Source organism: Variovorax sp. 3319 (assembly GCF_031456585.1).
In the GTDB taxonomy this organism is placed as follows: Bacteria; Pseudomonadota; Gammaproteobacteria; order Burkholderiales; family Burkholderiaceae_C; genus Variovorax; species Variovorax paradoxus_P.
In genome coordinates, this window is record NZ_JAVDUZ010000006.1 from 119,315 (window position 1) to 131,403 (window position 12,089).

Here is a 12,089-nt window from a genome sequence, read left to right on the forward strand (position 1 = left end):
TCCGATTACTTTTCGATCGGACGGGGGCGACCGTTGTCGTCGATGGCCACGTAGGTAAAGGTGGCCTGCGTCACCTTGATGTACTCGCCCTGCGCCCGAAAGCGCTCGGCAAATACCTCGACGGTTACCGTGACCGAGGTGCGCCCGACGCGCACCAGCTTCGAATAGAACGAGAGAATGTCGCCTAGCCGCACCGGCTGCTTGAAGATGAACTCGTTTACGGCCACCGTGGCCTGGCGGCCCTTGGCGTAGCGTGCCGGAATGACCGAACCGGCCAGGTCGCACTGCGCCATCACCCAGCCGCCGAAGATGTCGCCATTGGCGTTGCAGTCCGCCGGCATGGGAATCACCTTGAGCACCAGCTCCATGTCTGTGGGCAGGCTTTTCAGGGTTGCGGCGGCGGCGGTGCTGGAAGTATCGGACATGGGCACAATCTGAGGCAGAACAAAGCAACCACGATTGTCCCTCATGCGCCGCAGCGGCGAAGCCCTACCCCCACCCTCCCGTCCCGTTGCCGGGCACCCGCCCGCGCGCAGCGACCGCTCCGACTGGGCCACGCTGCGCCGGCTTTTTCCGTACCTTTGGCAATACAAGTGGCGGGTGATCGCCGCGCTTGCCTTCATGGTCGGGGCCAAGGTGGCCAACGTGGGCGTGCCGGTTCTGCTGAAGAACCTCATCGACACGATGACGCCCAAGCCGGACATGGCGCAGGCGCTTCTGATCGTGCCCATCGGGCTTTTGCTGGCCTACGGGCTGCTGCGCTTTTCGACCGCGCTCTTCGGCGAGCTGCGCGAGCTGATCTTTGCCAAGGCCACCGAGGGCACGGCCCGGCAGATTGCGCTGGAGGTGTTCGGCCACCTGCATTCGCTGAGCCTGCGCTTTCACCTGGAGCGCCAGACCGGCGGCATGACGCGCGACATCGAGCGCGGCACGCGCGGCGTGCACTCGCTGATTTCGATGTCGCTCTACAGCATCGTGCCGACCATCATCGAACTGGTGCTGGTGCTCACCATTTTGGGCGTGAAGTTCGACTCGCTCTTTGTGTGGATTACCGGCGCGGCGCTGGTGCTGTACATCACCTTCACGGTCACCGTAACGGAGTGGCGCACCCAGTTTCGCAAGACCATGAACGAGCTCGACTCCATGGCCCAGAGCCGTGCGGTCGATTCGCTGCTGAACTACGAAACCGTCAAGTATTTCAACAACGAAGAGTTCGAGGCCAGGCGCTACGACGCCAGCCTCGACCGCTACCGCAAGGCCGCCATCAAGAGCCAGCGCACGCTCAGCATGCTCAACACCGGCCAGCAGCTGATCATTGCGACCAGCCTGGTGCTGATGCTGTGGCGCGCGACCTCTGGCGTGGTCGAGGGGCGCATGACGCTGGGCGACCTGGTCATGGTCAATGCCTTCATGATCCAGCTCTACATTCCGCTCAACTTTCTGGGCGTGATCTACCGCGAGATCAAGCAGAGCCTGACCGACCTGGACAAGATGTTCGTGCTGATGGAAAAAGAGCGCGAGGTGCGCGATGCGCCCGGCGCGCAGCCTTTGTCTTTGCTCCCTCTGCCTCTGGGAGAGGGCAGGGGTGAGGGCAGCGGCGTCGACTCCACCATACGCTTCGAAGACGTGAGCTTTGCCTACGAGCCCGCGCGCCCCATCCTGAAGAACGTGAGCTTCGAGATTCCCGCCGGCAAGACCGTAGCGGTGGTCGGCCCGTCGGGCTCCGGCAAATCCACGTTGGCACGGCTGCTCTACCGCTTCTACGACGTGCAGCAGGGCCGCATCACCATTGGCGGGCAAGACATCCGCGAAGTGCAGCAGTCGAGCGTGCGCCGAGCCATCGGCATCGTGCCGCAGGACACGGTGCTGTTCAACGACACGGTCGAATACAACATCGCCTACGGCCGCCCCGGCGCCACGCGCGAAGAAGTGGAAAACGCCGCGCGCGCGGCGCGCATCCACGACTTCATTTCGGCCACGCCCTTGGGCTACGAAACCACCGTAGGCGAGCGCGGCCTGAAGCTTTCGGGCGGAGAAAAGCAGCGCGTGGCCATTGCCCGCACGCTGCTCAAGAACCCGCCGATCGTGATTTTCGACGAGGCCACCTCGGCGCTCGATTCCGCCAACGAGCGCGCCATACAGTCCGAGCTGAAGAGCGCCGCGCAAGACAAGACAACGCTGGTCATTGCGCACCGGCTCTCGACGGTGGTCGATGCGCACGAAATCCTGGTGCTCGAAGCGGGCGTGATCGTCGAGCGCGGCACGCATGCAGAGTTGCTGGCCAGGCAGGGCCGCTATGCGCAGATGTGGGCTTTGCAGAAGAGCGAAGCGGCGCCTCTGTTGTAGCCCGATCATTCATTCATCCTTACTTTCATCGATCCAGGAGTTCAGACGTGCCGACCAAGATTCCCCTGCTGGTGCTCAACAGCCTCTCGAGCGCCCACCAGGCCCAGATTGCCGAGGTCTACGACGTGACCTACGCCTTCGATTCCGCCGCGCGTGCCGCAGCCGTTGCCGAACATGGCAAGAAATTTCGCGCGGTGCTGACCATCGGCGTGATCGGCATCACGCCTGAGGAAATTGCGGCCATGCCGGCGCTGGAACTCGTCTGCTGCATGGGCGCGGGCTACGAAGGCGTGCCGCTCGAAGTGACTCGCGCGCGCGGCATCGTTACCGCAAACGGCGCAGGCACCAACGACGACTGCGTGGCCGACCATGCCTTCGGCCTGCTGATCAGCATCGTTCGCGGGTTTCGCCAGCTCGACCGGCTGTGCCGCGAGGGCGTGTGGCGCGAGTCCATACCGCAGCCGCCGAACGTGTCGGGCAAGAAGCTCGGCATCCTCGGCCTTGGCACCATCGGCCAGAAGATCGCCAAGCGCGCCGCCGCGTTCGACATGGAAGTGGGCTATCACAACCGCAAGCCGCGCGAAGGCGCAACGCAGCGCTACTTCGACGACCTGAAGTCGCTCGCCACGTGGGCCGACTTTCTGGTGCTCGCCGCGCCAGGCGGGCCGGCTACGCGCCACCTGGTGAATGCCGAGGTGCTCGATGCACTGGGGCCGCAAGGCTTCCTGGTCAGCATCGGGCGTGGCAGCGTGGTCGACACGGAGGCAATGGCTGCGGCGCTGCGCGAGAACCGCATTGCAGGTGCGGGGCTCGATGTGTACGAAAGCGAACCCAAGCGGCCCGAGCCGCTGATTGGACTGGACAACGTGCTGCTGACGCCGCACATGGCGGGCTGGTCGCCGGAGGCGACGCAGAAATCGGTCGACCATTTTCTAGCGAATGCCGAAGGGCATTTCGCGGGGCGCGGTGTCTTGACCCCGGTCTGAAGGTCTTGCTCCTTCCCCCTCTGGGGGAAGGTTGGGTTGGGGGCGGGCAGGGCGCCCATTGGATGCGCGCCGCGTGCCCCCACCCCCGCCCTCCCCCGGAAGGGGAGGGAGTCAGTCCAAAGCCGCGGGGCGTCGGGCGCCCCAGCCGCAGGCCTGGTCGTACGCATGCCCAAGCCGCAGCACGTCGAGGTCCGCATGAATGGGCCCGGCCAGCTGCAGGCCCATCGGCAATCCTCCCTCTCCGAATCCGGCGCGCACATTCAGCGTCGGCAACCCAGCCAGGGTGAACGGCGTCACGATTTCCATCCAGCGGTGGTACGTGTCGCTCGGCACGCCGGCCACTTCGGCGGGCCAATGTAGCTCGGCTTCGAATGGAAACACCTGCGCCGATGGCGCCAGCACGAAGTCGAAGCGCTCGAAGAGCTTGAGGAACGCGCGGTACACGTTCGAGCGATAGACCGAAGCCTGGTACAGCGACGCCGCATCCAGGTGGCGGCTTTGCTCTATTTCCCACTGCGCCTCGGGCTTGAGCTGGGCAAAAAGCTTCGGATCGCTCAGGTACGCACCGAGCTTGCCGCCCACCAGCAGCTGCCGCAGGCGCAGCCAGGCGCTCCAGTTGTGCTCGCGCGGCACGTCCAGCGTGCAGGGCTCCACTTCGCAGCCGATGGCGCGAAAGGTGTCGAGCGCGCGTTCGCCCAGTTCGCGGATGCCCGCCGCCAGCGGCAGATCGGGCCAGATGCTGCCTAGCCAGCCGATGCGCAAGCCTTCGACCTTGCTGTCGAGCCGCAGCGCATCGGGCGCAGGCAGGGCGTGCTGAGACGACAAGGGCACGCGCGTGTCGAAGCCCGCCTGCACTGCGAGCAGCCGAGCGGTGTCTTCCACGGTGCGGCCCATCGGCCCTTCGGTGCCCAGTTGCTGAAAGAACAGCTCCTGCTCGGGATCGCCGGGCACGCGGCCGCGCGAGGGACGCATGCCGATCACGTTGTTGAAGGCGGCCGGGTTGCGCAGCGAGCCCATCATGTCGCTGCCGTCGGCCACCGGCAGCATGCCCAGGGCCAGCGCCACGGCAGCGCCGCCGCTGCTGCCGCCGGCGCTGCGGTCGGGCGCATGGGCGTTGCGCGTAACGCCGAACACCGTGTTGTAGGTGTTCGAGCCCAGGCCGAACTCGGGCGTGTTGGTCTTGCCGATAACGATGGCGCCCGATTCGCGCATGCGCGCCACGTGCAGGCTGTCGGTGCGCGCCGGGGAGCGCGGCGAAAGCGGTGAGCCCATCGAAGTCGGCAAGCCCGCGGCGTGGCTCAAATCCTTTACCGCCAATGGAAAGCCGTGCATCCAGCCGCGCCGCTCACCGCGTGCGAGCTCGGCATCGCGCTCGCTTGCCTCGGCCAGCAGGGCCTCGGGTTCGCGCAGCGAAACAATGGCGTTGAAGCGGGGGTTGAGTGCCTCGATGCGGGCCAGCGAAGCTTGCATTGCCTCTCGGCAAGACACCTTGCGCGCTGCAATCAGCTGCGACAGTTCGGTGGCGGTCAGTTCGGGCAGGTCGGCAAGAGACATGGCGAGTGCGGGAAATGGAGGGGCGCCCAGTATGGCGCGGCGCTCGCATAATCGCCGCGTATGGAAACAAAGTGGCTAGAAGACTTCATCAGCCTGGCGGAAACGCGCAGCTTCAGCCGCTCCGCCCAATTGAGGCACGTCACGCAGCCGGCTTTTTCGCGGCGCATCCAGGCGCTGGAGGGCTGGGCCGGTACCGACCTGGTCGACCGCAGTTCGTACCCCACGCGCCTCACGCCCGCGGGCCAGACGCTCTACAGCCAGGCCATCGAGATGCTGCAATCGCTGCAGAGCACCCGCGCCATGCTGCGCGGCCATTCGGCGGCCGGCCAGGACGTGATTGAAATTGCGGTGCCGCACACGCTGGCCTTCACCTTCTTTCCCTCGTGGGTGACCAGCCTGCGCGAGCACTTCGGGCCGATCAAGAGCCGGCTCATCGCGCTCAACGTGCACGACGCCGTGCTGCGCCTGGTCGAAGGCAGCTGCGACCTGCTCATTGCCTATCACCATCCTTCGCAGCCGCTGCAGCTGGACGCCAACAAGTACGAGATGGTCAGCCTCGGCGAAGAAACCGTGGCCCCCTGGGTCAAGGCCGACGCCGAGGGAGCGCCGCGCTTTCGCCTGCCCGGCAGGCCCGGCCAGCCGTTGCCGTACCTGGGCTATGCGCCCGGCGCCTACCTGGGGCGGGTGGTCGACCAGCTGCTGAAGGAATCGGGCACCGCCATTCACCTCGATCGGGTCTACGAAACCGACATGGCCGAGGGCCTGAAGGTGATGGCGCTCGAAGGCCACGGCATCGCCTTCCTGCCGCAAAGCGCGGTGCGCAACGAGATCAAGGCGCGCAAGCTGGTGAGCGCGCTGCCGCCCGAAATCGACAGCCTGGAAGCGACGATGGAAATTCGCGCCTACCGCGAACGGCCCAGCGCGCCGATGCCCGTCAAGGCCGGCACGGGCCGCTCCGCGAAACCGGCGGCGGCTACGGAAGGCGGCTTGCAGCCCAAGCGCACGGCGGATGCACTGTGGTCTTACCTCGTCGGCGCCCAGCCGACCCGTTGAAGCCGGAACCCGCCACATGTTGACGCCTTGAATTTGTGCGCTGCACAATCTATAAATGCTGCGCATGAGGCCCCCCGCAAAAGGCATTGGCGTCGCGGGCTGGCGGCCACTACAGTCGCGGCAGTTTTCAGATCGCTGTCACAGCAAGTCTTACGGCACGCGCCACCCGCGTGCTTTTTTTTAGCCGAGGAACCTGTATGAGCCCCAATTTCAGGACCGAACACGATTTTCTCGGCGAAAAGCAGATTCCTGCGTCCGCCTACTGGGGTGTGCACACGGCGCGCGCGGTCGAGAACTTTGCAATTTCAGGCACCCGCGTGTCGGCCATGCCAGACCTGGTGCGGGCGCTGGCGCTGGTAAAGAAGGCCGCCACCCGGGCCAATGCCGACCTGGGCGCCATCGACCGCGAACGCGCCGCGGCCATCATCCTGGCGTGCGACGACCTTGTCGAAGGCAAGCTGCTCGACGAGTTCGTGGTCGACGTGATCCAGGGCGGCGCCGGCACTTCGACCAACATGAACGCCAACGAGGTGATCTGCAACCTCGCGCTCGAGAAGCTCGGCCACGAAAAGGGCCGCTACGACGTGCTGCACCCCAACGACCACGTCAACGCCTCGCAGAGCACCAACGACGTGTATCCCACGGCGGTGCGGCTGGCGCTGTGGTTTGCCATCGGCAAGCTGCTCGAATCCATGGCGGCGCTGCGCAAGAGTTTCGAGGCCAAGGCACTCGAGTTCAAGGACATCCTCAAGATCGGCCGCACCCAGCTGCAGGACGCCGTGCCCATGACGCTCGGCCAGGAGTTCCTGACCTACGCCATCATGATCGGCGAAGACGAGGCGCGGCTCGGCGAGGCGCGTGCGCTCATCGAAGAAATCAACCTCGGCGCCACTGCCATCGGCACCGGCATCAACGCCCCGCACGGCTATGCCAACCTGGCCTGCCAGTACCTGGCCGAGCAAAGCGGCGTGCCGCTGAAGCAGGCCGCCAACCTTATCGAGGCCACGCAGGACACCGGTGCCTTCGTGCAGCTTTCGGGCGTGCTCAAGCGCGTGGCCACCAAGCTCAGCAAGACCTGCAACGACTTGCGCCTGCTTTCCAGCGGCCCGCAGGCCGGCTTCGGCGAAATCAGGCTGCCCCCGCGGCAGGCCGGCTCGTCGATCATGCCGGGCAAGGTCAACCCGGTGATCCCCGAGGTGATGAACCAGGTGGCCTTCGAGGTCATCGGCAACGACATCACGGTCACCATGGCGTCGGAGGCCGGCCAACTGCAGCTCAACGCCTTCGAGCCCATCATGGGGTGGAGCCTGTTCAAGAGCATCCGGCACCTGAGCAATGCCTGCGTCACGCTGCGGCAGAACTGCGTCGACGGCATCGAGGCAAACCGCGAGTTCCTGGCCAAGCGCGTGCGGGAATCGGTCACGCTGGTTACCGCGCTCAATCCGCTCATCGGCTACGAAAAGGCGGCGCTCATCGCCAAGACGGCGCTCGCCACCGGCGGGCCGATCGACCTGGTGGCCGAATCGCTGGGCATCATGACGCGCGCCGAGATGGACGCGCTGCTCGTGCCTGAAAACCTGACCCAGCCCGTTCGCCTGTCCGCACCGGTGCCGCCGGCTGCCGAGCCCTCGGGCACAAAGGCTGCTTAGTGAAAGTCGGACAATGCCGATGGGTAGCCTTGCACCACGACGGCGCCGCGATGCGCGGGGCCGGTGCAAACGTCATCGAGAATGCACCGGGTTGGCCCGGGTATTCCCCATGACCTGAATGTCTAAAATTTAGTTGTATCTGTATCTTCCAGTCACCTCAGGAGTTTTCCGTATGAAAAAGCAAGTATTGGCATTGGCAATCGCAGCCGTGGCTGCCGGCAGCGCATTTGCTCAAGCCAATGACACCCTGGCCAAGATCAAGGCCTCGGGCACCATCACCGAAGGCGTGCGGGAATCTTCCGGCCTTTCTTACACGCTGGGCAACGGCCAGTACACCGGTTTTCACTACGACGTCTGCGCCAACATCATTCGCGACATCCAGAAGCACCTCGGCCTGGCCAAGCTTGAAACCAAGTTCCAGCCCGTGACCTCGCAAAACCGCGTGCCCCTGGTGCAAAACGGCACCGTCGACCTGGAGTGCGGCTCCACCACCAACAACGCCACGCGCCAGAAGGACGTTTCGTTCGCTGTCACCACCTACGTCGAGGAAGTGCGCATTGCAGTCAAGGCCAACTCGGGCATCACCAGCATCAAGGACCTGAACGGCAAGACCGTGGCCACCACCACCGGCACCACGTCGGTGCAAACGCTGCGCAAGAACGAGCGCGCCGGCGGGATCGACTTCAAGGAACTGTATGGCAAGGACCACTCCGACAGCTTCCTGCTGCTCGAATCGGGCCGCGCCGACGCCTTCGTGATGGACGGTTCCATCCTGGCTTCGAACATTGCCAAGTCCAAGTCGCCCGCCGACTACAAGATCGTGGGCGAAGTGCTCAGCGTCGAGCCCATCGCCATCATGATCCGCAAGGACGACGCCGCCTTCAAGAAGGTGGTGGATGACAGCATCAAGGCACAGATCAAGAACGGCGAACTCGCCAAGCTCTGGGACAAGTGGTTCCTGAAGCCGATTCCCCCGGCAAACGTCACCGTGAACCTGCCGCTGTCGGAAGCCACCAAGTCGGCCTGGGCCAACCCCAACGACAAGCCGATGGAAGAGTACGCCGTCAAGAAGTAATCGCCACGAAGGTCATCCGCGAACGCCCGCCGCCCCCGGCGGGCGTTTGTTTTCGCAGGCAACGCAACGCGGCGCGCGGGCATGGCCTCTGCAAGCTGGCAGTCTGGAAATCTGAAAGAAGGAGAGTCCCCGATGGGATCAAACTGGGATTGGCAGGTCTTCTTGCAAGACCCGGGCGGGAAGTACCCGACCTACTGGGAGTGGATGCTGTCCGCATGGGGCTGGACCGTGTCGGTGGCGCTGCTGGCGCTCATCGTCGCGCTGGTGCTGGGTTCGCTCGTCGGCATCATCCGCACCTTGCCCAACAGCCCCTGGCTCGTGCGCCTGGGCAATGCCTGGGTCGAGCTGTTCCGCAACATTCCGCTCTTGGTGCAGATCTTCCTCTGGTATCACGTCATTCCGGCGCTGATCCCGGTCATGAAGGGCGTGCCGAGCTTTGTGCTGGTGGTGCTGGCGCTGGGCTTTTTTACCTCGGCGCGTATTGCCGAGCAGGTGCGCTCTGGCATTCAGGCACTGCCCAAGGGCCAGCGCTACGCGGGCATGGCAGTGGGCTTTACCACCACGCAGTACTACCGCTACGTGATCTTGCCAATGGCCTACCGCATCATCATTCCGCCGCTCACGAGCGAAACGATGAACATCTTCAAGAACTCGTCGGTGGCGTTTGCCGTTTCGGTGACCGAACTCACGATGTTCGCCATGCAGGCGCAGGAAGAAACCTCGCGCGGCATCGAGGTGTACCTTGCAGTGACCGGGCTCTACGTGATCTCGGCCTTTGCAATCAACCGCATCATGGCTTTCATCGAGAAGAAGACGCGCGTGCCGGGCTTCATCGTCTCGGCCAGCGGCGGCGGGGGACACTGACATGACGTACCCCCACGTTCGCGGCTACGCCGTTTCACTGCCCCCCGAGGGGGCGCGTGCCCCCTTTGGGGCGGCCCGGCAGGAGGCACAATGAATCTCGACCTGTCGTTCTACAACTGGGACGTCATCAGCAACTTCGTCGTCAAGGGCTTCTACTTCAGCATCATGCTGACGATCGTGGCCACCATTGGCGGCGTGCTCTTTGGCACCGTGCTGGCGCTCATGCGCCTCTCGGGCAAGAAGTGGCTCGATGCGCCCGCTGCCATCTACGTCAACGGCATGCGAAGCATTCCGCTGGTGATGGTCATTTTGTGGTTCTTCCTGCTGGTGCCGGCCTCGTTCTACGCGGCGTTCGGCTCCATCGGCTCGAACTACCGCTCGGAAATCTCGGCCGTGATCACCTTCATCGCGTTCGAGGCTGCCTACTTCAGCGAGATCATGCGAGCGGGTATCCAGTCGATCCCGCGCGGCCAGGTGTATGCGGGCCAGGCGGTCGGCATGACCTACGGCCAGAACATGCGCCTGGTGGTGTTGCCGCAGGCCTTCCGCAACATGCTGCCGGTGCTGCTCACGCAAACCATCATCCTGTTCCAGGACACCTCGCTGGTGTACGCCATCGGCGCCTACGACATGCTCAAGGGCTTCGAGACCGCGGGCAAGAACTTCGGCCGCCCGATCGAGGCCTACCTGCTCGCGGCTGTCGTTTACTTCATCATGTGCTATGCCTTGTCGTGGCTCGTCAAGCGCCTCCACAAGAAGATTGCCATCATTCGCTGAGTGGCTGAACCGGAGAAAGAAATGTCCGAAAAAATGATTGAAATCAAGAACGTCTCCAAGTGGTATGGCCCGGTGCAGGTGCTCAACGATTGTTCGGTGAGCATCTCCAAGGGCGACGTGGTGGTGGTGTGCGGGCCTTCGGGCTCGGGCAAGTCCACCCTCATCAAGACCGTGAACGCGCTCGAGCCTTTCCAGAAGGGCGAGATCACGGTCAACGGCATTCCGCTGCACGACCCCAAGACCAACCTGCCCAAGCTGCGCTCCAAGGTCGGCATGGTGTTTCAGCACTTCGAGCTGTTTCCGCACCTCTCGGTGACCGAGAACCTCACGATCGCCCAGATCAAGGTGCTCGGCCGCAGCCCCGAAGAAGCCAAGACCCGCGGCCTCAAGATGCTCGACCGCGTGGGCCTGATGGCGCACAAGGACAAGTTCCCGGGCCAGCTCTCGGGCGGCCAGCAGCAGCGCGTGGCCATTGCCCGTGCGCTCAGCATGGACCCGATCGTGATGCTGTTCGACGAACCCACTTCGGCACTCGACCCCGAAATGGTCGGCGAAGTGCTCGACGTGATGGTGAGCCTGGCCAGGGACGGCATGACCATGATGGTGGTGACGCACGAAATGGCGTTTGCCCGCAAGGTGGCAAGCCGCGTGATCTTCATCGACGTGGGCGGCAAGATTCTTGAAGACTGCCCGAAGGACGAGTTCTTCAGCCACCCGGAAAACCGCCAGCCGCGCACCAAGGATTTCCTCAACAAGATCCTGCAGCACTGATCGATTCGATTCGCTGCGGCACAAAAAGCAAAAGCCACGCTGCGAACAGCGTGGCTTTTTTATTGCCCCGGTTCTCAGGGCAGCCGTGCGATGTGTTCGGTCAGCAGGTCGAAGAAACCCTGCGCATCGCCACCGACGATCCAGTTCGCGTTGGCGGGGCGGTTCAGGCTGCCGTACCAGTCGGCCGCCGTCTGGCCAAAACCCATGCCTTCTCGGCTGTCGATTTCAACGTAGACCGGCCTGCCCCTGAAGAGTGAAGGCTGCAGCAGGTAGGCGATGACGGTGGCGTCGTGCACCGGTCCGCCGGGCATGTCGTAGTGCCGCATTTCCTGCGGTGCGTAGGCGTCCAGAATGTCGGCGACGATGGTGCCGGCCCGGTTGCCGATGCCGCGCAGCCGCGCAATGCGGTCGTCGCTCGTGAGAATCTTGTGCGTCACGTCCAGCGGCAGCATCGTCGTCGGCACGCCGCTTTTCAGCACGGCCTCGGCCGCATGCGGATCGGCGAACACGTTGAACTCCGCTGTGGGCGTGATGTTGCCGCCGTTGAAGTGCGCGCCGGCCATGAGCACCAGTTCGCGCAAGCCGCGCACGATGTCCGGGGCTCGCCCGAGCGCCAGCGCAAGGTTGGTTTGCGGGCCGAGCATGGCAAGCGTCACGCTTTTCTCTGGCGCCGCGCGCAGCGTGCGAATGAGGCAATCGACCGCGTGCCCTTCAGCCAGCGGCACGGCCGGTTCATGAACCTCGACGCCGGTGATGCCCTCTTGGCCGTGGATGTTGGCCGCGTAGATCGGCGTGCGCTGCAGGGGGCGTTCCGCGCCGGCATGAACCGGAACATCTGGCCGCCCGGCCCATTCGCAGGCAAGGCGCGCGTTGCGCGAGGTCTTGGCCAGCGGAACATTGCCGGCCACCGTGGTCAGCGCTTGGAGCTTCAGCGCTTCAGGCGCCGCCATGGCGAACAGCAGCGCAATCACGTCGTCCGCGCCGGGGTCCGTGTCGATGATCAGGGTGTGCATC

The 12,089-nt window shown here is 64.4% G+C and carries 11 protein-coding genes; 8 read left to right on the forward strand and 3 right to left on the reverse strand.

Annotated elements, in window-relative coordinates; translation table 11 throughout:
- Positions 1–5 precede the first annotated feature (5 nt).
- Positions 6–425, reverse strand: a complete 420-nt coding sequence (locus tag J2X67_RS13900) for an acyl-CoA thioesterase (protein WP_281147825.1) — start codon at positions 423–425, stop codon at positions 6–8.
- 43 nt (positions 426–468) lie between these two features.
- On the opposite strand from J2X67_RS13900, the gene J2X67_RS13905 reads away from it, so the two are divergent.
- Positions 469–2,346 (forward strand): ABC transporter ATP-binding protein/permease, encoded by a 1,878-nt coding sequence (locus J2X67_RS13905; protein ID WP_309954084.1) that lies wholly within the window; start codon positions 469–471, stop codon positions 2,344–2,346.
- Between the two features lie 47 nt (positions 2,347–2,393).
- The gene (locus J2X67_RS13910; RefSeq protein WP_309953840.1) at positions 2,394–3,332 is read left to right on the forward strand and encodes a 2-hydroxyacid dehydrogenase; all 939 of its coding nucleotides are present in this window, start codon (positions 2,394–2,396) and stop codon (positions 3,330–3,332) included.
- A 111-nt stretch (positions 3,333–3,443) separates the two neighbouring features.
- Here J2X67_RS13910 and J2X67_RS13915 read toward each other — a convergent pair whose 3' ends face one another.
- A complete protein-coding gene (locus tag J2X67_RS13915; RefSeq protein ID WP_309953841.1) occupies positions 3,444–4,886 on the reverse strand; it encodes an amidase in 1,443 nt (480 codons plus the stop codon).
- Between the two features lie 60 nt (positions 4,887–4,946).
- Between J2X67_RS13915 and J2X67_RS13920 the strand changes: the two genes are divergently transcribed.
- From J2X67_RS13920 to J2X67_RS13945, 6 genes are all read left to right on the forward strand, one after another.
- Entirely contained in the window at positions 4,947–5,939 is a 993-nt protein-coding gene (locus J2X67_RS13920; RefSeq protein ID WP_309953842.1) for a LysR substrate-binding domain-containing protein, read from the forward strand.
- 197 nt (positions 5,940–6,136) lie between these two features.
- Positions 6,137–7,588 carry an aspartate ammonia-lyase gene (locus J2X67_RS13925; protein WP_309953844.1) on the forward strand — a complete coding sequence of 484 codons (1,452 nt, stop codon included), beginning with the start codon at positions 6,137–6,139 and terminating at the stop codon, positions 7,586–7,588.
- Positions 7,589–7,760: 172 nt separating this feature from the next.
- Positions 7,761–8,663 carry an amino acid ABC transporter substrate-binding protein gene (locus tag J2X67_RS13930; RefSeq protein WP_309953846.1) on the forward strand — a complete coding sequence of 301 codons (903 nt, stop codon included), beginning with the start codon at positions 7,761–7,763 and terminating at the stop codon, positions 8,661–8,663.
- Between the two features lie 132 nt (positions 8,664–8,795).
- A complete protein-coding gene (locus J2X67_RS13935; protein WP_309953848.1) occupies positions 8,796–9,527 on the forward strand; it encodes an amino acid ABC transporter permease in 732 nt (243 codons plus the stop codon).
- Between the two features lie 90 nt (positions 9,528–9,617).
- The gene (locus tag J2X67_RS13940; RefSeq protein WP_281147832.1) at positions 9,618–10,304 is read left to right on the forward strand and encodes an amino acid ABC transporter permease; all 687 of its coding nucleotides are present in this window, start codon (positions 9,618–9,620) and stop codon (positions 10,302–10,304) included.
- Between the two features lie 33 nt (positions 10,305–10,337).
- The gene (locus tag J2X67_RS13945; protein ID WP_258508239.1) at positions 10,338–11,075 is read left to right on the forward strand and encodes an amino acid ABC transporter ATP-binding protein; all 738 of its coding nucleotides are present in this window, start codon (positions 10,338–10,340) and stop codon (positions 11,073–11,075) included.
- Between the two features lie 74 nt (positions 11,076–11,149).
- On the opposite strand, the gene J2X67_RS13950 is transcribed toward J2X67_RS13945, so the two are convergent.
- Positions 11,150–12,088, reverse strand: coding sequence for a nucleoside hydrolase (locus J2X67_RS13950; protein WP_309953850.1), 939 nt, complete (start codon positions 12,086–12,088; stop codon positions 11,150–11,152).
- Between the last annotated feature and the right edge of the window lies 1 nt (position 12,089).